The sequence below is a fragment of the Acinetobacter sp. 742879 genome, assembly GCF_000588535.1.
Lineage (GTDB): Bacteria > Pseudomonadota > Gammaproteobacteria > Pseudomonadales > Moraxellaceae > Acinetobacter > Acinetobacter pittii.
Window position 1 is genome coordinate 91,883 of record NZ_JFYC01000014.1, and the last position, 19,954, is coordinate 111,836.

Here is a 19,954-nt window from a genome sequence, read left to right on the forward strand (position 1 = left end):
TTGCTTGCGGATAACCTAAAAGTACAAAATGCACAATTTTTAGGAGCTTGGCAAGTAAACTTTATTGCAATGCTTTCTTACGCCCTTGTCCAACCAAAAAAACTTCTTTAGAGCGCGCCCGAGAAGCTGCTGGTTTTGCTGTCTTTAACACATCAAAACTATCAACCACTTGTTTACGAAACTCATCGAATCCTGCGCCTTGGAACACTTTAACCACAAACTGTCCATTAGGACCAAGAACCTTTTGAGCAAAATCTAAAGCCAGTTCACATAAGTAAATCTGTCTAGGTTGATCAACAGCCCTATTACCTGATGTATTGGGGGCCATATCAGAAATTACAATGTCTACTTGTCGCCCATTTAAAATATTTAACAATTTTTCAAATACAGCTTCTTCTCTAAAGTCGCCTTGTAAGAAAGTGACATCAGGCAAAGCATCCATGGGCAAAATATCGGAAGCAATCACTAAACCTTTGCTACCCACAAGTTTTCCAGCAATTTGAGACCAGCTACCAGGAGCTGCACCCAAATCGACTACCGTCATGCCTGGCTTGATCAACTTATATTTTTCTTGGATTTCAAGAAGTTTATATGCTGCTCGCGCACGATACCCTTCCTTTTGTGCTTTTTTTACAAAAGGATCGTCTAGATGTTCCCTCATCCACGCACGACTACTTTTCGACAATTTCTGGTTTGTAATGCGTGTTGCCATAACTCACTAAATATCAAAAAAACTTCTGATCGTTCATTGTACGTGAAAATTACTCTCATTACAGTACGGATGTAGCGTAATCTCACCAAGTTTTACAGTTTTTTTCCAATAATGTTGATCGATTATTTATACAGTTTTTCGTACATCTGAATTTAAGTTTTTTGCTATACTAAGTCGTTTTTAAAATCAGGTATTTTTAATGGCCGCTTTATCTATCCATGAACGTAAACGTTTACGTCAAATTGGTCATGTGCTTAATCCGGTTGTCATGATTGGTGGACAAGGCTTAACAGATGCTGTTATCGAAGAAACTCTTCGTGCTTTAAACGACCACGAACTTATCAAAGTTAAAGTTGCTGGTGAAGACCGTGAAGCACGTACTGCTGTAATTGATGCAATTGTAGAAGCGACTGGCGCAGAAGCTGTGCAAAAGATTGGTAAAATTGTTTTACTTTACAAAAAAGCAGCTAAGCAAAACCAGCATTTGTCTAATCTTGTTCGCCACGCTCATTTAGCAAACTAATTTGATTTGACAAACTATGGCAAGTTACGAACTTTCAGCTTTTGATCGTTTTCATGCTGTTTCTGTTGTTGGCGCAATTGAACAGCAAGCACCGCACACCTTAAATGTCGGTTTTTGGATTCGTGATCCAAATCAACTCATTGTCTGGCCCCAAGAAGTCACGGCTCATCCTCGTCAGGATTTTTTGTGGGAAGAAACTTGTTTCGAAATTTTTGTTGGCGTGCATGATGAAGATTATTATCGGGAAATTAACCTTTCCCCTTCTCAAGCATGGCAGTCTTATCAGTTTGAAGAATATCGCTATCCAGAAAGTATGCCTCCCCTTGCTGCTTACGATATCGAACTGAACCATCTCAAGCGTACTCATTATGGCTTAAATGTTAGTCTTGATTTGGGACAATTTATGCAACAGCATCGCTTGAAATGGGCAAACCTTTATTTAGGTTTAACTGCAGTTTTAAAAACCAAAGAAGGTATACAGTACTATGCAATGCAGCATAGTGGAAAAAGTGCAGATTTCCATAATAAGCGTGACTGGTTACATCAGTTTTAAAAGTAAAAAAGCGAGAAATTAATTCTCGCTTTTTTATAGCTAGCTAAAAGCTAAGATCATTAGTTATCTCGTGCTTTATTCCAGGCTTCAACTGCATTATTTTTAGTACGCTTAATACTTTCACTTAAAGAATCTTTGTGCTTCAAAGAAATCTGGCTAATATCACCTTTAAGTTCTTTACTGACTTTAGTCAAATCTTCGATAAGTGCGTTAATTTCTGCTTTCAAAGCATTTTTAAGTTCAGCAAGTCCTTCTTGTGAGGTGCTAAACTGAGCTTTAATCACATCAAGACGTTGTAGAATATCTTGTTTAATTTGAACAAATTGATTTTGAATATTCTTATTTAACTCATGAGTTTCAGCTTCAATTTTTTCTTGAGTTTCGCTTAAAACTTCTTTGACCTGCTCTTGAGTTTCAGTAATAGCTTCTTTCACCTGAGTTTTCGCTTCTGTAGCAACTTCTTTAATCTGCTCAGTTTTCTCGGCAACACTTTCTTTTACTTGCGCAGTTTTAGCAGTTACTGTTCTTTTCGCTTTAGTTGTAGTAGCAGCTACGGTTTCTTTCACTTCATTCACCTCAGCTTTTACTGAATCAACAACTGCTTGAGCTTTCTCGCTCACATCTTTTGAAACTTGATCATTACTCATGCTATTTCCTCATATTGTTTATTTTTTAACTAGCAATACAATAAATCCAGTTCTAAAAATTCAGCCAGCAAATTGTTAGACAATTTATCAAAAGTAACTGATTCGGATGAGCGGATAATTTTTTTGTAAAAATCAAGCAATGAATTATGTTTTTTAGCAGAAAATAAATAGACTTTTTAAGGTTCCATGCGTATAATGCGCTGTTAAGTTACAAGCGAGCAGACCGATAGGGAGGGGCATGTTTTATCACAACATCGCCTATCTTTTTTGGGTCTACTCGCTTTTTTACAGCCGAAATTCAGGAGCTTTGGTTTGAGCACCCCCGCCATTTTAGCCCTCGCAGATGGAACGATCTTTAAAGGAACGTCAATCGGCGCAACGGGAAGTACGACTGGAGAAGTCGTTTTTAACACAGCCATGACAGGCTATCAAGAAATTTTGACTGACCCAAGTTATGCACAACAAATTGTGACATTAACTTACCCACATATCGGAAACACTGGCTGCAACGCGGAAGACGTTGAATCTGGTCGTATCCATAAAGTATGGGCGAATGGTTTAATTATTCGTGACCTTCCACTACTACACAGCAACTTCCGTGCTGAACAGTCATTGAGTGAATATTTGCAAGAACACAATGTTGTTGCAATCGCGGATATTGATACACGTAAATTAACACGTATTTTGCGTGACAAAGGTGCACAAAATGGTTGCATCCTTGCTGGCGAAAATATTACTGAAGAAGAAGCTATAGCCAAAGCTCGTGCTTTTGGTGGCTTAAACGGTTTAGACCTTGCAAAAGAATGTTGCGATCCAACTGGTTTTGAATGGTCTGAAGGTTCATGGACTCTAGGCCAAGGCTTCTCTCAACCTGAATTAAAATATCATGTAGTTGCATACGATTACGGTGTCAAAACCAACATCTTGCGTATGCTTGCAGACCGCGGTTGCAAATTAACCGTTGTTCCCGCAGAAACTCCGGCTGAAAAAGTATTGGCACTTAATCCGGATGGCGTATTCCTTTCAAATGGTCCTGGCGATCCAGCTGCTTGTGATTATGCAATCGAAGCTGTAAAAACTATTGTTGAAACCACAACATTACCTGTATTTGGTATTTGCTTAGGCCACCAAATCTTGGCACTCGCTTCTGGTGCAAAAACTGTAAAAATGAATCATGGTCACCACGGTGCTAACCACCCTGTACAAAATCTTGAAGATGGTACAGTGATGATTACTTCACAAAACCATGGTTTCGCTGTAGATGCTGAAACTTTACCGGCTAACTTAAAAGCAACGCATAAATCATTGTTCGATGGCACCTTACAAGGGATTCACCGTACAGACAAACCAGCTTTCAGCTTCCAAGGTCACCCTGAAGCAAGCCCAGGTCCACATGATTGTGCCCCATTGTTCGATCATTTCATCGAACTTATCGAAGCATCTAAACAGTAATTAAGGAGCGAATAATGCCTAAACGTACGGATATTAAAAGCATCTTAATTATTGGTGCTGGCCCGATTGTGATTGGTCAGGCATGTGAGTTTGACTACTCAGGTGCTCAAGCGTGTAAAGCGCTTCGTGAAGAAGGCTACCGTGTTATTTTGGTTAACTCTAACCCAGCAACCATTATGACAGACCCTTCAATGGCTGATGCAACTTATATTGAGCCAATTACTTGGCAAACAGTTGCACAGATTATTGAAAAAGAACGCCCAGATGCAGTATTGCCAACTATGGGTGGCCAAACTGCGTTGAACTGTGCTCTTGCACTTGATGAGCACGGCGTTCTTGAGAAATATAATGTTGAATTAATTGGTGCAACTAAAGACGCAATTGAGAAAGCCGAAGATCGTAAACTCTTCGATATCGCTATGCGTAAAATTGGCTTGGAATGTCCAAAAGCTGCCATTGCTGAAACAATGGAAGAAGCTTTAGAAATCCAGTCACGCTTTGGTTTCCCAGTAATTATCCGTCCATCATTCACAATGGGTGGTTCGGGTGGCGGTATTGCATATAACCGTGAAGAATTCCTTGAGATTTGTGAACGAGGTTTTGACCTCTCTCCTACTCACCAGTTATTGATCGATGAATCTTTAATTGGTTGGAAAGAATACGAAATGGAAGTTGTTCGTGACAAAAACGACAACTGTATTATCGTATGTGCCATCGAAAACTTCGACCCAATGGGCGTACACACTGGTGACTCAATTACTGTAGCACCAGCTCAAACATTAACTGACAAAGAATACCAATTGATGCGTAATGCTTCAGTTGCAGTTCTTCGTGAAATTGGTGTTGAAACAGGTGGTTCTAACGTCCAGTTCGGTATTAACCCGAAAGACGGACGTATGGTTGTGATCGAGATGAACCCACGTGTATCTCGTTCATCTGCGCTTGCTTCTAAAGCAACAGGTTTCCCGATTGCTAAAATCGCAGCAAAACTTGCTGTTGGTTATACCCTTGATGAATTGAAAAATGACATCACTGGTGGCATAACTCCTGCAAGCTTCGAACCATCAATTGACTACGTTGTAACGAAGATTCCTCGTTTTAACTTCGAGAAATTCCCACAAGCTGAACCAGTTCTTACCACTCAGATGAAATCTGTTGGTGAAGTGATGGCAATTGGCCGTAACTTCCAAGAATCTGTACAAAAAGCATTACGTGGTCTTGAAGTTGGTGTAAGCGGTTTTGATGAAAAAATCGAAGCTGGTGCAACAAATGCAAAAGAAATTATTCTAAAAGAACTTAAAGTTCCGGGTCCTGAGCGTATCTGGTACGTAGCGGACGCTTTCCGTCATGGTTTCTCTTTAGATGAAGTTTTTGAAGCGACTAAGATTGACCGCTGGTTCCTTATCCAAATTCAAGACATCATTAAAACTGAAGCTCAAGTGAAAACTTTAGGTTTTGGTGACTTAAACGCTGACAACATCCGTTCGTTTAAGCGTAAAGGTTTATCTGACCTTCGTATTGCTCACCTCATGGGCATTTCACAAAAGCAATTCCGTAAACAACGTTGGAACTTGGGTGTTTATCCAGTTTACAAACGCGTTGATACATGTGCAGCAGAGTTTGAATCTGGTACTGCATACATGTATTCAACTTACGATGAAGAATGTGAAGCAAATCCATCAAACCGTGACAAGATCATGGTCATTGGTGGTGGTCCAAACCGTATTGGTCAAGGTATCGAATTTGACTACTGCTGTGTACACGCTGCATTAGCTATGCGTGAAGACGGTTACGAAACAATCATGGTGAACTGTAACCCTGAAACTGTTTCTACCGACTATGACACATCTGACCGTCTATACTTCGAACCTGTAACACTTGAAGATGTACTTGAAATCGTACGTACAGAGAAACCTAAAGGCGTAATCGTACAGTACGGCGGTCAAACTCCGCTTAAATTGGCACGTGCTTTAGAAGAAGCAGGTACTCCAATTATCGGTACATCACCAGATGCGATTGACCGTGCTGAAGATCGTGAACGTTTCCAACAAATGATCCAACGTTTACAGCTTCGTCAACCAAACAACAGCATTGTAAAATCTGCTGAAGAAGGTATCTCTGAAGCTGCAAAAGTAGGTTATCCGCTTGTTGTTCGCCCATCTTATGTATTAGGTGGTCGTGCAATGGAAATCGTATATAACGAAGAAGAACTTAAACGTTACCTTCGTGAAGCAGTTCAAGCATCTAATGAAGCCCCTGTTCTTCTTGACCGTTTCCTAGATGACGCAACTGAAGTTGATGTTGACTGTGTATCTGACGGTAAAGACGTTGTGATCGGCGGTATCATGCAGCATATTGAACAAGCAGGTATTCACTCAGGTGACTCTGCATGTTCGATTCCTCCTTATTCTTTATCTAAAGAAATTCAGGATGAAATGCGTCGTCAAACGATTGCGATGGCAAAAGAACTTGGCGTTGTTGGCTTGATGAACGTTCAGTTCGCTGTAAAAGGTGACGATATTTACGTTCTAGAAGTTAACCCACGTGCTTCACGTACAGTTCCATTCGTATCGAAGTGTATTGGTGATTCTTTAGCGAAAGTTGCTGCGCGTTGTATGGCAGGGCAATCTCTTGAGTCTCAAGGGTTTACTAAAGAAATCATTCCAACTCACTTTGCTGTGAAGGAAGCCGTTTTCCCATTCGCTAAATTCCAAGGCGTAGACCCTATGCTTGGACCTGAGATGAAATCTACAGGTGAAGTGATGGGCGTAGGTAAAACATTTGGTGAAGCATTCTATAAAGCTGTTTTAGGCTCAAATGAACGCTTACCTGGTTTACCAACTGAAGGCGAAGTAAAACATGCTTTCTTATCAGTACGTGAATCTGACAAGAAATACATCGCTGATATCGCTAAGAAATTAGTTGAATATGGCTTCAAGCTTGTTGCAACAGGTGGTACTTACCAAGTGCTTAAAGAAGCAGGTTTAGAATGCGAATCTGTAAATAAAGTTACTGAAGGTCGTCCACATATTGTTGACCGCTTGAAAAATGGTGAAATACACCTTATTGTCAATACCACTGAAGGTAAACAGGCTCAATATGACTCTGCAATGATTCGTCGTGCTGCCCTACAAGGCAAAGTGTATTACACAACGACCATCAATGGCGCAGAAGCTGTTTGCCAAGCCTTTGCTGTGAAATTGCCAATGGATGTATACCGCTTGCAAGATTTAACTGTAGGTTAATTTTTTTACCGATAAGTCCCGTCACCTTATCGGTGGCGGGATTTTTTTATTTTTTTTACTTTGTTTTCTTAACTTAAGAGGGACCGAAATGCAACGTTATCCAATGACCCCTGAAGGTAAAATCGCCTTAGAGAAAGAATTACAACATCTGAAATCTGTTGAACGTCCACGTATTACTCAAGCAATTGCTGAAGCACGTGAACATGGGGACTTAAAAGAAAATGCAGAATACCATGCTGCTCGTGAACAGCAAGGTTTCTGTGAAGGACGCATCCAAGATATCGAAGGAAAATTGGGTGCTTCACAAGTCATCGATGTTAAGGACTTAGAACAAAACGGTCGTGTTGTATTCGGTGTTACGGTAACGATTGAAAACCTTGATACTGAAGAACGTAAGACTTATAAAATTGTTGGTGATGATGAAGCTGATTTTAAAATCAATAAAATCTCAGTGAACTCACCAATCGCACGTGGCCTTTTGAGCAAGAGTGAAGGTGATGAAGTAAAAATCGTTACTCCTCAAGGCGAAGTGGAATATGAAATCGTAAGTGTAGAATATCTTTAATTTATAAATAGATATACTTAAACTATAAAACCCCTCAATTGAGGGGTTTTTTATATTTCAGACAAATATTAAAAAAATTCACTATGCATATTTTAAAAAGCCTGATGCAAAGATTTTAAAAGCATTTAATGCTTCAGGAAGTACCTGTTCAGGATATTCACTAGAAGCCACCCATAATGCAGCGTTCATGGCAGCCCCATTTAAAAGCACTGCTGCCGCTTCAGGATCTACAGTTTTAATTTGTTTTGCTGTTAATAGCTGTTTAACGCACTCACGGGTAGACTGCAGACATCTGTTTTGACTTGGCCAATGTGCTGGATCACCTAGCACGGCAGGTCCGTCACGTAACACAATACGCTGAAACTCAGGATTTAAAGCATTTTGAATATAGGCCTGCCCTTCAAGTAGCAATCCTTCCCAAAGATCATCAGGCTGCTCTAGATGCTGCTGGGCATATTCTGCCATTTGTGAATCAATTTGATCGACCACTGCAGCAAATAAACCACGCTTATCGCCAAAATGATGGTATAGCGCCCCACGGGTCAACCCTGCTTCTGCCGTGAGTTTATCCATTGAAGTATCTGCATAGCCATATTCAGCAAATGCACGACGTGCTACTTCAATCAGTTTCTTGCGGGTTTCCGCCATCTTTTGTTCACGAACAGACATGTATTTCACCAGCTAATCATCACAAAAAATTTTAATTGACATACGCCTCGTATGTCAATTATTTTACATACGAGGCGTATGTGAAACCTGAGCGACATTTACTGATTGGTATTTAAATACTGAAGGAGAACAAACCTGATGAGAACTGCAATATTTCCTAAAGACCGCCATGCATTATATGAACAACATGGTTATTCAGCCGCAATTCAATCGAAAGATTTACTCTTTGTTTCAGGTCAGGTTGGTAGCCTTGAAGATGGCTCACCTGTACCTGATTTTGAAAAACAGGTAATCCAAGCTTTTAAGAACTTAGCAGATACACTGAAAGCAGCAGGTTGTACTTTCGATGATATTATTGATGTCACCACCTTTCATACTGATCCAGAACGGCAGTTTGAAAGCATTATGAAAGTTAAAAATCAAATCTTTACACAAAAGCCTTATCCTAATTGGACCGCTGTGGGGGTAACTTGGTTAGCAGGTTTTGATTTTGAAATTAAAGTTATTGCACGTATTCCTCATAGTAATTAATTCAAATTAGCACGTACTTTAGTATTCTATTCATTGGCTGAGCTGAGATTATTGGTTCAGCTTGAATCGCAATTCGGTATAATGGTGTATTCCCTTTTTTATATTTCCCTTATGGCTGAAAAGTTAATTGGCTCCCCTGTTCGTCATTGGTGTGAATTTGAGTTTATTTCCAAAACTGTTAAAAATCCGAACATCCATATCAGCGGTCATTATTCTTATTATTCAGCTTATTGGGATCAAGGCTTTGAACGTTGTGTAGTACGTTATTTACATGACAAAGCTTCAACCCCAGAAAAACCGATTGACCAACTTTATATTGGCAATTTTGTTTGTTTTGGCGCTGAGTGTGTAATCATGATGGGTGGTAATCAGCTTCATAGACCTAACTGGATTTCAACTTTCCCTTTTGATACTCGTAGTTTTTTGGCGGCTGGCGATACTATTATTGCTGATGGCTGCTGGATTGGTAGCCGTGCCATGATTATGCAAGGTATCAAACTAGGTGAAGGTGCAGTGGTCGCCACTGGAGCCGTGGTAACTAAAGATGTTCCTCCTTATGCAATTGTAGGTGGAGTGCCTGCGAAAATTATTAAATATCGCTTTCCTCAAGAACAAATCGACAAACTACTTGCTTTAAAACTTTATGATTTAGATGAGAAGCAAATTTTGAAAATACGTGAATATCTTCAAACTGACGATATTGCTGCTTTATCTACACATATAGAAAATTTGCGCAATTTATAAAAATTTATCTACAAAATTTGTCGTTATAAAATCACAAATGATTACGTGCTTGAATTTAAATCGTCAAAAAATAGGTATAAAGTATTAATAAATAAGCATCATTACAATAAGGAAAATACTCATGTTATATCAACATATTTTGGTACCAATTGACGGTTCTGAAACTTCTATGGTTGCCATGAAAGAGGCCATTAAGCTGGGAAAAGCATTAAATAGCAAAATTACAGTTGTACAAGTGATGGCACTTGATCCATTTATTGCTGATGTCTACGTAAAAACTGGCCAAACTAATGAGTTGATTGAACGTACAAGAACTTATTTGCTCGACATTTTAGAAAAAGCAAAACAAGAATTTGCCAATGAAGGCATTACTGTTGAAACCAAACTGTTGGAAGGCTTTGTTGTACATGAGGAAATCATTCAAGCTGCTCAAGACTTAAATACAGATCTGATTGTCATGGGTTCTCATGGCCGCACGGGAGTCCGAAAACTCGTGTTGGGAAGTGTTGCACAAAAAGTTTTAGGGGAAAGCCATATTCCTGTGTTAATTGTTCGCTAAAGTGAGACGCCTGTTTGGCTAAAGTGAGCAAGATAGGCTTCTATTTCTTAAAAGGCATAACCTCTTCACGCGATTGCTCAACCGTTATTGTTTTTTTACTTTTGAAAGCTTCCCAAGAATAATTTTTATAATTTAATTGCCATAAATAATATGGTTGTCCCACATCTTTAAATTGAATGTTTAGTATCATCCATGCCTCATCATGACAATGGGGCGATTTTTTATAATCTTGTTCTGAAAAACATGCTCGAATCATTTCTCGTGAAGAAAAAGCAATATCTTTTAGTGCAACTTGATACTCCCCATGAGGTTTGAGCTTAATGAAGTCAGCATTTTCTTCAAAACGCCCTCCTCCTGAGTAACCCGTAAACCATCTATTAACTACTGCGATTGCAAACTCATTTTTATTTAATGGATATAAAGCTGGAAAGATTTGTAATCCATCTGGTGCCAAATCATCGGTGTGAGGCTCTTTATTATTATGTTGATAATCTTTAAAGTCCCATTGATCAACTACTTTATATTGATTATTTTGCTTCTTAACCTGAACAATTTGTGGACTTTCATCTATTAGGTAATAAATCGAATCTTGCGTATTTTTTCCCTTCCACAGGATAGCTTCACCACTGCATTTCTGTCTCAGTTGCTTGCATATCAAATCTATGTCTTGCTGAGAAGCCTTTATATTTGCAAAAGGTTGAGTTGAAATATCCTTTTCAGCATAACTCACCTGTGCCATCAAACTTAAAAGTAATACTGCTCCACTACACCATTTATTATTCTTTTGCATGTGTATTTACTCTCTAACATAAATATTAAGGCTGCCAAGCAAACTGCTTTAAGTCAACTTTACCATTTAACAAATAGACACCTTCAGCTTCCAATTTTAATTGCTGAATATTTTCACCTTTTTCATTAAATTTACTTAGGCTAATTTTGCCTTGAGAATTAATCACACGATACCAAGGGAACTTGATGATCAGCTTCAAGATGTTTCAAAACATAGCCGACTAATCTTGCATGTTTTGGTAATCCTGCCATACGAGCCACTTGTCCATAGGTTGCAACTTTTCCGTAAGGAATCAAAGCAATGACTTCTAAAATTTGCCGATGTAGTTCATACTGAGTTGTCAAAATGGACTCCATAAAAATTGACATCATTCATATCATATAAAAATTTTTTGAACAAAACTAAATGCAATCCAAGGTGGGCTTGAGGGAAATCTGCATGAAAAAAACATTACTGGTGATTACTGGCACTTTACTATGCGTTTCTTGTACTACACGCCCTCCTCTTCCTTTAGGAGAAACACCTAAAGTCTCTACAGATGGCCGTCCTATTATTCCAGTCACTTTTGTTTTTACAACCAACTCTCCAGAAGCTACAAAGTTTGATAATTATCAACAGATGCGTAAGGAAATTAAAATATTAAATAAATACTATGTAGATGATAAAAATAATAAAATTTTTAAATTTAAATTACATCGTTATATTCCTTATGAAGAGTTTTCAAAATTACATTGTGATTTAAAACAACAGATTAATCAGCCCTCCCCAATTACGATTGAAACCATTCCTGCCAGTGTAAATACGTGTTTTCCGAAACGAACTGCAAGTAAAGAAGTGATTGTTTTTATTTATGATGCCTACTCAACGAAATGGAAATTTGAAGATGTAACAAGTAGAGCTTTTCGTAATAATGGCAAACCCTTTATTTTATTAGACTGGAACCGCCTCAATTATAATATTCAGGCTGGTAGCGTACATGAAATGGGACATGTGTTTGGACTAAAACATGTTTGTGCACCAAAAGCTACAAAACGTACTCCAACAAACATCATGGCAAGCGCCGAATGTAAATTAGGCAGTGGTGGCTTAAGAAATTTAGGATTTACGCCAGTACAACTTCAAACTATTTTATCGACATACAAACAATATCCCTAAAATTTAAATTCAATATATGGCCCTAAGTTATCTTGGGTAGCGATGTAATTTTCAGGGGTCAGTGAAGATGCCATGTAAGTACTAGCTTTTAAGAAATCTTCAGCATTGACTGGATATGGCTGCCAAAATGTTTTCAAATTATTGGTGTAAATTGGATAAAGACGAAGTAAGTCTTTTGACAAATCTAACCTTGCTATACAACCATAAGGTAAGGCATTGTGTTTGTCATATTCGCCATTGCTATTAAACACAGCATTGCCAATACCAAACACGACTGGCTTTTGGTTAATGATCTGGACAGGTTGAATAGTATGAGCACCATGACCAATGATCAAGTCAGCGCCAGCTTGAGTTAGAATGGTAGCAAGCTTACTCTGTTCTTTTGTAATTGGCTTAAAGTCGACACCCCAATGGCAAATAACAATAATTTTATGTTCAGGATGAGTCAGCCTATAGCGACCTATTTGTTCAAGCAAAACACCATTTAAACACGCAACCCCACTCTTATAACCTAAAGCATAAAAATCATAATCGAGATAGGCAGTATCTCTGTGCCAGTATCCGTTAAAAATAGCATAACGCTTATTTTCAAAAGAGAGTTCAAAGTAGTTATGAGCATCTTTTTGGTTTACACCTGCCCCGATATAAGAAATGTTAGCCTGATTCAACTGTTGTAATGTATAGGTCAGCCCACGATCCCCATAGTCTTTTAGATGGTTATTTGCCAACACCACATGATTAACGTGAATATTTTTGAATGCTGCTAATGTTTGTTCAGCATCAGCTTTAAGAATAAATGGCTTTTTATGACCTAAAGGAGATTGGTTTTCTAAAGAAAACACCGCTTCAAAGTTAGCAATATTTAAGTCATGATCACCTAAAAAAGCTTTTATTTTTTTAAAAGAATAGTCATATCCATATTGTTGTATAGCATCTTTTTGACCCTTTGACCTGCGCTTTTCAGTGTAGATTTCCCCAAAGTAGGTATCGCCTAGAATGTTAATAATGCCACTTGGGGCTGAGCAAACTTTAGGTTGTACCTTCTGTGCTTGAAAACAATGATAGTAAGGAATCAAGTGCTCAGCACGATGAATATCATCTAAAAATGAAAAGAAACCAATCGTTTGGTTTTCTTCAAAGAACGTCAGATAAATTTTTCTAAATGAGTTTGTAAGATATAAGACCTCTACTACATTCCGTCCCATTAATGGTGTCTGAGGGAGATAAGACTTTCCTTGAAAATTCAGCTCTTTTATAAAGAATAGTTCTTTTATATCATTGGGATAGCTATAAATTTTTCTGATCAATAAAAACAAATTCTTTAACTGATTTTGGGTACCTGCATTTTTTAGGGTTAAGTTATAGGTAGCGGCTCTTTTAGAGAAAATTAAAGATACTTGCTCATTTATACCGCAGAGCATATTACTTAAAGCATCTTTTACATCTGCTGCTTGAGTAAAAATTAAGAACTGCAATAACTCGGTAAATGTATAACTTTCTGAGGGTTTTAAGCCTAGATTTTGCTGACCTAATTGCTCAGATAGATGTTCAGGGACAACATAGTCATCTTGAGCTTGTACACTTTTTTGCTGAAATTGCTCTAATGCGTAGTCAATTAGCAGTAGTGTTGAAATATCATCGTCAAATTCGAATTGCCATAAAGCTTCATCGAAACTTGTCGTATCGATATGTGCTAATAACTTGATTTCAACAGGCTGATATTTCATGGCTCATCACCTTTGTAATCTTTTACGTAAGCGATATAACCTGATAAGTTATGCTCTTGGTCATCAATCCGTACTCGAAAACGATCATGACGAATATAAAACGCATGTAAAATTTTATCTGGCCGAGCCATATACATCGCCATTTCCGGATAAAAAAAGCCTGTCGTTTGAAAATCAGCTCTAAACTCAATTAATTTTTGAAGCTCAGGCATATAAGCTTGCTCGAAAAGTGCTGTGTGCCCCTGCTCTTTTAAACGGTTCACCATTTTATAAGCAGCCATTAACATTTCTAGTAAAGTCGCATAAGTCGTTTTTCGATTGCGAATAAAAATAAAATGTTTTAAATAATTATTTAAACCAAAAATAAAATATTTATCTTCGGGGCATATTTTAGTGAGTTCATTTGTACAGTAACTTAACCAATGATCATGGTATTTTTCATATCTCTTTTCAATAAAACATTCAAACATTAATTTAACAGTTTCTAATAATCTAGAATCTTGGTTGATTTGATATAATCTTAATAAAGCTAAAGCAGCTTCACCATCATAATAAATAATTCTGAATTTTTCTTTTAAATCATAATCTGGATAATTTAATACGTGAGTTGTTGAGCCATTTGAATCTATTAATTTTAAAATACCATTTGCAAGTTTCTTTGCATATTTTTGATAATTAATTTTTTGAGTAATTTCTTGATATTTAGTTAACATTAAAATAGCAGCCGCATTGGCACCTAATTTGATTTCAAACTCCCCTTCTTTACCATCAATCATAAAAGCAGTTTCTGAGTCTTTTTCTTTATAGAAGTTGGTCAGTGCATATTGGATAGCAGCATGTATCTTGGGCCAATATTCTGGCTTGCTCTGCACTTCAAATGTTTCCAGCAACGCATACACCGAGGTACAGTGGCGTACCGTATTGTAGTTACGAATATCTCGATCATAGGCAGAAAAATAGCCATAGATAAATTTGCCATTTTCTTGAATTTGATCATGCAAAAATGCCGAATTTTTTTCAATTAACGACTGAAAATGCTGTTTCTTATTGCTCGAAATCGCCCTAATACCATTCGCATCATAACCGCTCGCTAAATTAATGAATTGCCCATTTTCATAAAATGCTGCATAGGTATCAAAAGTCCAAATGTCTTGTAGTTCTTGTAGTTTAATCTGTGGTTTAGTCGCGTTATATTTTTGCTTAATTGCATAATTCAGATTTGTTTCATCAAAAAAGTTGGGTTTGTCATAGCTCAAGCCTCGAATAATTGCTTTTCCATAAATCTCTTGCTCAAGAAAAGCTACTGAACAGTGTTCATCAAACCCAATACCTTTACGGTAGTGGTTGTTGTGAAATTGATGATGGACTTGCTGCTCTACTACTTTCCAAGCTTGTTTCGTTAAATTATATGCAACATCAATTTTTATATAATCAACAAGTGACTCATGTGCAAACTGGTCATTAATGAAGGCTAATAATTGTATTTTTGCTTGTGAAAAGCTTGTTTTTTCACTATGCCAGACATTACATCTTTGGTCTTTAGGCCCAAATGATATAAATAAAATCGTCTTCTTTTGAAGATCTGAAACATGGGGAGCGATATGTTCTAACCAAAGGTTCAGTTGTCTTTGGAAGTTTAAAAATGCTGTCACTCGAAATCAGTTCCTATCTGTTGTTTGTTGTTCTATAAAGTTTTCAATCCATCATAGCATGAACATGTAAAAAGCTAAGTTAACGTATTGTTTAGACATAAAAAAAGAACCCGAAGGCTCTTTTTTTATTTGGTTAATTATCTATTAATAGATAATTTGACCATTGTTGAGAAGATCATTGAGGGTCAATGAAGTTCGAGATTCGTCTAGATGAATCGTCAACAATTGAGTATTTGAATAAGTAAGGCCTAAACCATCGCGATCAACGCTAATCGTAGCGTTTTGAGTCGCAGGATCGTAGCTTACCGATACATATTGCCCAATAGTTAAACTGTTTGGGTTACCAAGTAATAAGTTACTAATATCAATCTTGTCAGCTTGAGTATCAGTTGCCGTATTACCTACATGGAAGTCGGTCCATACATCTACATTACCAGTTGTTGTATTACCACCTGTTGCATTAGTAGCAGTAGTTAATACGTTGTAAATTAAGGTATCCGAGCCATTCCCAAGCGTAAATGTATCATTTGCCGCAGTACTAATCACAATACTATTCAACTCTTGGCTCAAGTTAATCGTCAATGTAGAGGTATATTCACTACCATCGATCACTGAAACTAACTTGTAATCAATCACATCAACTGTCGCATTTGCAGCAGTATCTAATGGTTTGTAATAGTACGAGCCATCATTGTATAGATACAACGTACCTTCACCTGTATTGACTCCTTGACCTGCAGCTAGCTCATAAGTGCCAGTTGTCGAGTTCATTACATAGAGCTGAGTACCTTCTACGACATCATTAGTAAGTACGTTTCCAGTAATCCAGTCTGTTTGACCATCTGGTGTGTATTGATCCAGATGTGTAGTCTGAGTTGTTACAACAGTATCTAGTGTTACCTGCCCAACTGATACTAGAGCACTTATATTAAATACGACTTGATATGTACCAGCGGTTAAATAAGGGATATCCGCACTAATCGCTGGAATACCCACACCCGCCGCTGAAGCAAGTAGTGTTGTAGAACCCGTATACGCTGTATTAACCCATGTACCACCAACATTTTGTTGAATTACATAACTAATTGTAGTTACAGCGGATAAACTCAATGTCCCCGTATAGTTAATTTGTATTGAAACATCATCAGAAGTACCGTTAGCGACTGTAAATTGGCTAGAAGTGACTGTACCTGTATTACTATAGATAGGTACTCCTAAAACTGTACCAGTTTGAGTAAACTGGAGGTTGCCACTCGATACATCTACTGCCGCATCAATAACTGGTGTCATACTGATTGTTGCATCATCTGTATCAGCTGTTACAGATGGTGTTGGAAGTGTAGCATCTGCCGAAGGATCTGCTGTGTTCCAAGTTACATCAACATCTGGTGAACCAACTTGAACATGTAATGTCGCTGTATCAGTTCTACCAGTTACAGGATCTGTCACTGTGTAAGTGAAGCTATCAACTTTACCTACATTCGCCATATTTGCAGTTGCTTGGTAGCTATAAGTACCGTCTGAATTAATAATCAAACTACCATATGCACCTATGATCGTTGTTGGAGTACCTACTACAACAGCCTCTGTATTACCATTTTCCGCTGTAACCGTAGTTACTACTGAAGTTGTCGTAATATAGTCTGGTACATAGTTTGTACCATAAACAGCAGAGTTATCATCAGCGAGTACATTACCAATCACAGGATCAACAACTAGTACAGGAGGCTGAGTAATATCACCATGATTTAGGGTGATATCCGCAGTAACATTACCTAGAGCTGTTAGAAGAGTGTTACTTTCCATGAACAATTCATAAGTACCAGCACTTAAGTTATCAATCTTGAATTGAACTTCAGAACCAAAGATACCTAACAAATCAATCACGCCAGTATCAGAACTATCAGCAACTACTGTACGAGAGCCGTCTGGATTTACTCGGGTTAATACCACATGTAAACCATCGACAACCGTAGCAACCGAACCGAAGTTCACTGCAATAATCGCATCAGTGAGGTTACCTGGATCAACTGTAAATGTCGCTGTACCTTCTTTAGAACCGATAACAATTCCACCTACACCGAGTAACCAGTTATAGCTGATCGCATTATCAAGTACCTCAGTGGTTACTGGATACACCATGTCAATCGTTGCTGAAGCAACGTTATCCATTGCATCAACAGGAACTGGGCTTGTGATAACAGCAGGTTGAGATGAATCATTAGGGTTCCAAGTCATATCCACACTATCACTATCCAAGTGAACATATAGAGTCGCTTGAGAACTATTGCCCGTAACTGGATCGAGTAACGTATAAGTAAACTCATCAACTTGTCCGAGATTTAGTCCATTCGCATTTGGTGTGTAAGTGTAGTTACCATTTTGATCAATTACCAAGGTACCGTAAGTACCTGCAATCGTAGTTGTACCAGTTGCACTTACTGCATTTCCATTAACTGTTGAGATAATAGCGTCATGGGTTGCAGCATCAACTGCACCGTTGATACCAACATCTTTAATAACGTTGCCAGAAATTGGCTCGACAGAGTAACCAGCCACGATGTATGGATTATAGACATCCATCGTACCAGTTAATGTTCCGCCTAGACCTACACCTAACAACCCGTCATAACCGATAAATGCACGGTATTGACCTGGTTCCAAACCATCTACTACAGCAGTTGCTACACCACCAATCAGAGATAGATCAATGAGCGAAGCTTCTGGGTTAGTTCCACCAATAGATACCCATTGTCCAGTAGTTGCATCGTATTTTTGAACAACTAGTGAGTAGTCACTTAATACATTCGCAGTGAGTAGTCCACTGAAGGTAAATGTAGCTGTACCTTCTCGGTCTGCATCCACATTAAATGCAATGGTTGCATCACCTAATAATTGTAAGTTCAAACCAGCGAGAGAAACTGCTGCTAAGTAACTTGCACTACCAAGAGCTACGTCATCTGCAACAAGCAACGATTCTGGATTAATTTCAGCCACTACTAGGTTGTCTGCTGCTTTCACAGAGCTCAATTGAATATTGAGATTTGCTTGAGCAGTATCCCCAGTTCCAGGATCGGTTAATGTATAGACAAACACATCTGTTTGACCTACACCAGCTGCACTTGCTGTAGGAGTATAAATGTATGAACCATCAAGATTTATCTCCAAGGTACCATAAGCACCATTAATGATCGTACCATCTGCTACAACAGGTTGACCGTTAACTGCACTCACAACTGTTGTTGGAGTCACGATGTCTACTTCACCTGAACCATTCACTTCTGTGATGACGTTACCATCAGCAACTTCAGTGTAGTATCCACCTACTTGCGTTGTGTCATAAACATCTATTGTGCCAGTTAAGGTACCAAGTAAACCAATACCTAGAAGACCGTTATAAGTCATGAATGCACGGTATTGACCTTCTTCTAAACCATCAATCACTACACTAGGAGTTGTACCTAATAAAGTAAGATCGAGAATGTCTGCTTGGCCACCACCATAGACAGAAGTCCATTGCCCCGTTGTTGTATCAAATTTCTGAAGGACTAGAGAATAATCAGATAATGCATCTACGCCAATTAAAGCACTGTACGTAAAGGTTGCGTTACCTTCATCACCTGCACCAACTGTAAAGCCAATCGCTTCAGAACCAAGTTGCAAATCAAGTCCAGCAAGTGACACAAGAGCTAAGTATGTTTTGCTACCTAGAGCTGCATCATCTTGTACAAGCAATGGTTGAGGTGCAAGTACTGCTGTATCAGTGTTATCAAAGGCAATGATACTAGACGAACTAATCGTTACCGTACCAGTTGCAGGAATCGATACATTACCCGCAGGATCTGTTGCAGTTACACTTACAGTATGTGGACCATCGATTAATGAAGGAAGTGTATTGTCCGCAAGCGTCCAAGTACCGTCACCGTTGTTGGTAGCATTATAGTTCAAGCCATCAACAGTCACTACAACAGTCGCAGTAGGATCATCAATCGTACCAGTCAATGGTGGCGTATCATCATTAGTAGTTACATTTGTGAAGCCAACTACTGGCGCAATAATATCAACGATAAAGCCGTCTGTACCATCGAGTACATCGCCTGTACCCAAGTTACCAGCAATATCTGTATAAGTACCATTAGCCACACTAATGCTTGGTGCTGTACCTGTACCATCTGGTGTGAACACTGCTGTCCACGTGATGTTGTCAGTTGTAACCAATGCACTCAACGTACCGCCAATAAGAGTGATGTCATTTGCATCAAAACCAGTCACCGCCTCACTGAACGTGAAGCTGATGTTCGCTGTTTCACCTGCTGCAAGTGCAAGGTCATCCGCTGTAATCGCAAGCGTTGGTGCAACAGTGTCTACAACAAAACCGTCGGTACCATCAAGTACATCACCTGTACCCAGGTTACCTGCAAGGTCTGTGT

The 19,954-nt window shown here is 38.5% G+C and carries 15 protein-coding genes and 3 pseudogenes; 9 read left to right on the forward strand and 9 right to left on the reverse strand.

The window, feature by feature from the left end; genetic code table 11:
- Positions 1–61 precede the first annotated feature (61 nt).
- On the reverse strand, positions 62–712 hold the full coding sequence (gene rlmE, locus J690_RS19305) for a 23S rRNA (uridine(2552)-2'-O)-methyltransferase RlmE (RefSeq protein ID WP_000235573.1): 651 nt from the start codon (positions 710–712) through the stop codon (positions 62–64).
- 199 nt (positions 713–911) lie between these two features.
- Here rlmE and yhbY point away from each other — a divergent pair, with 199 nt between their 5' ends.
- A complete protein-coding gene (gene yhbY, locus J690_RS19310; protein ID WP_002115576.1) occupies positions 912–1,235 on the forward strand; it encodes a ribosome assembly RNA-binding protein YhbY in 324 nt (107 codons plus the stop codon).
- A 16-nt stretch (positions 1,236–1,251) separates the two neighbouring features.
- Positions 1,252–1,788: a DOMON-like domain-containing protein gene (locus tag J690_RS19315; RefSeq protein ID WP_032037626.1), complete on the forward strand. Its 537-nt coding sequence runs from the start codon at positions 1,252–1,254 to the stop codon at positions 1,786–1,788.
- Positions 1,789–1,847: 59 nt separating this feature from the next.
- On the opposite strand, the gene J690_RS19320 is transcribed toward J690_RS19315, so the two are convergent.
- Both J690_RS19320 and J690_RS24050 read right to left on the reverse strand, forming a co-directional pair.
- Positions 1,848–2,435, reverse strand: a complete 588-nt coding sequence (locus J690_RS19320; RefSeq protein WP_032037629.1) for a hypothetical protein — start codon at positions 2,433–2,435, stop codon at positions 1,848–1,850.
- A gap of 29 nt (positions 2,436–2,464) precedes the next feature.
- Positions 2,465–2,611 (reverse strand): annotated as a pseudogene (locus J690_RS24050) (hypothetical protein); the annotation flags it as partial.
- Positions 2,612–2,747: 136 nt separating this feature from the next.
- Here J690_RS24050 and carA point away from each other — a divergent pair.
- From carA to greA, 3 genes are all read left to right on the forward strand, one after another.
- Positions 2,748–3,887 (forward strand): glutamine-hydrolyzing carbamoyl-phosphate synthase small subunit, encoded by a 1,140-nt coding sequence (gene carA, locus J690_RS19325; RefSeq protein ID WP_005067597.1) that lies wholly within the window; start codon positions 2,748–2,750, stop codon positions 3,885–3,887.
- Positions 3,888–3,901: 14 nt separating this feature from the next.
- Entirely contained in the window at positions 3,902–7,132 is a 3,231-nt protein-coding gene (carB, locus tag J690_RS19330) for a carbamoyl-phosphate synthase large subunit (RefSeq protein ID WP_002115574.1), read from the forward strand.
- An 88-nt stretch (positions 7,133–7,220) separates the two neighbouring features.
- Complete coding sequence (greA, locus tag J690_RS19335) at positions 7,221–7,697, forward strand: transcription elongation factor GreA (RefSeq protein ID WP_002115570.1); 477 nt, start codon at positions 7,221–7,223, stop codon at positions 7,695–7,697.
- Positions 7,698–7,765: 68 nt separating this feature from the next.
- Here greA and J690_RS19340 read toward each other — a convergent pair.
- Positions 7,766–8,366, reverse strand: a pseudogene (locus J690_RS19340) (TetR/AcrR family transcriptional regulator).
- Between the two features lie 138 nt (positions 8,367–8,504).
- On the opposite strand from J690_RS19340, the gene J690_RS19345 reads away from it, so the two are divergent.
- From J690_RS19345 to J690_RS19355, 3 genes are all read left to right on the forward strand, one after another.
- The gene (locus J690_RS19345) at positions 8,505–8,897 is read left to right on the forward strand and encodes a RidA family protein (protein WP_081405246.1); all 393 of its coding nucleotides are present in this window, start codon (positions 8,505–8,507) and stop codon (positions 8,895–8,897) included.
- Positions 8,898–9,008: 111 nt separating this feature from the next.
- Positions 9,009–9,641: a CatB-related O-acetyltransferase gene (locus J690_RS19350; RefSeq protein ID WP_032037637.1), complete on the forward strand. Its 633-nt coding sequence runs from the start codon at positions 9,009–9,011 to the stop codon at positions 9,639–9,641.
- 121 nt (positions 9,642–9,762) lie between these two features.
- Positions 9,763–10,200 carry a universal stress protein gene (locus J690_RS19355; RefSeq protein ID WP_032037640.1) on the forward strand — a complete coding sequence of 146 codons (438 nt, stop codon included), beginning with the start codon at positions 9,763–9,765 and terminating at the stop codon, positions 10,198–10,200.
- A 40-nt stretch (positions 10,201–10,240) separates the two neighbouring features.
- Here the strand turns inward: J690_RS19355 and J690_RS19360 are convergent, their stop codons facing one another.
- Complete coding sequence (locus tag J690_RS19360) at positions 10,241–10,990, reverse strand: hypothetical protein (RefSeq protein WP_032037643.1); 750 nt, start codon at positions 10,988–10,990, stop codon at positions 10,241–10,243.
- A 25-nt stretch (positions 10,991–11,015) separates the two neighbouring features.
- Positions 11,016–11,346 (reverse strand): annotated as a pseudogene (locus J690_RS0104690) (MGMT family protein).
- An 82-nt stretch (positions 11,347–11,428) separates the two neighbouring features.
- On the opposite strand from J690_RS0104690, the gene J690_RS19365 reads away from it, so the two are divergent.
- Positions 11,429–12,145 (forward strand): zinc metalloprotease, encoded by a 717-nt coding sequence (locus tag J690_RS19365; RefSeq protein ID WP_032037644.1) that lies wholly within the window; start codon positions 11,429–11,431, stop codon positions 12,143–12,145.
- Here J690_RS19365 and J690_RS19370 read toward each other — a convergent pair.
- From J690_RS19370 to J690_RS19380, 3 genes are all read right to left on the reverse strand, one after another.
- The gene (locus tag J690_RS19370; RefSeq protein ID WP_032037647.1) at positions 12,142–13,872 is read right to left on the reverse strand and encodes a CapA family protein; all 1,731 of its coding nucleotides are present in this window, start codon (positions 13,870–13,872) and stop codon (positions 12,142–12,144) included. The two genes, J690_RS19365 and J690_RS19370, sit on opposite strands and share 4 nt — an antisense overlap.
- Positions 13,869–15,524, reverse strand: coding sequence for a glycoside hydrolase family protein (locus tag J690_RS19375; RefSeq protein WP_032037650.1), 1,656 nt, complete (start codon positions 15,522–15,524; stop codon positions 13,869–13,871). The genes J690_RS19370 and J690_RS19375 overlap by 4 nt, the downstream gene beginning before the upstream one ends.
- Positions 15,525–15,668: 144 nt before the next feature.
- Positions 15,669–19,954 (reverse strand): BapA/Bap/LapF family large adhesin (locus tag J690_RS19380; RefSeq protein WP_050688064.1); only part of this gene is annotated, 4,286 nt, incomplete at its 5' end.

What these genes read in the sequence shown, in the direction of transcription:
- carB (WP_002115574.1), top strand. Translation starts at nt 3,902, where the DNA reads ATGCCTAAACGTACGGATATTAAAAGCATCTTAATTATTGGTGCTGGC.
- J690_RS19355 (WP_032037640.1), top strand. Translation starts at nt 9,763, where the DNA reads ATGTTATATCAACATATTTTGGTACCAATTGACGGTTCTGAAACTTCT.
- J690_RS19320 (WP_032037629.1), bottom strand. Translation starts at nt 2,435, where the DNA reads ATGAGTAATGATCAAGTTTCAAAAGATGTGAGCGAGAAAGCTCAAGCA.
- greA (WP_002115570.1), top strand. Translation starts at nt 7,221, where the DNA reads ATGCAACGTTATCCAATGACCCCTGAAGGTAAAATCGCCTTAGAGAAA.
- J690_RS19365 (WP_032037644.1), top strand. Translation starts at nt 11,429, where the DNA reads ATGAAAAAAACATTACTGGTGATTACTGGCACTTTACTATGCGTTTCT.
- J690_RS19350 (WP_032037637.1), top strand. Translation starts at nt 9,009, where the DNA reads ATGGCTGAAAAGTTAATTGGCTCCCCTGTTCGTCATTGGTGTGAATTT.
- yhbY (WP_002115576.1), top strand. Translation starts at nt 912, where the DNA reads ATGGCCGCTTTATCTATCCATGAACGTAAACGTTTACGTCAAATTGGT.
- J690_RS19345 (WP_081405246.1), top strand. Translation starts at nt 8,505, where the DNA reads ATGAGAACTGCAATATTTCCTAAAGACCGCCATGCATTATATGAACAA.
- J690_RS19360 (WP_032037643.1), bottom strand. Translation starts at nt 10,990, where the DNA reads ATGCAAAAGAATAATAAATGGTGTAGTGGAGCAGTATTACTTTTAAGT.
- rlmE (WP_000235573.1), bottom strand. Translation starts at nt 712, where the DNA reads ATGGCAACACGCATTACAAACCAGAAATTGTCGAAAAGTAGTCGTGCG.
- J690_RS19370 (WP_032037647.1), bottom strand. Translation starts at nt 13,872, where the DNA reads ATGAAATATCAGCCTGTTGAAATCAAGTTATTAGCACATATCGATACG.
- J690_RS19315 (WP_032037626.1), top strand. Translation starts at nt 1,252, where the DNA reads ATGGCAAGTTACGAACTTTCAGCTTTTGATCGTTTTCATGCTGTTTCT.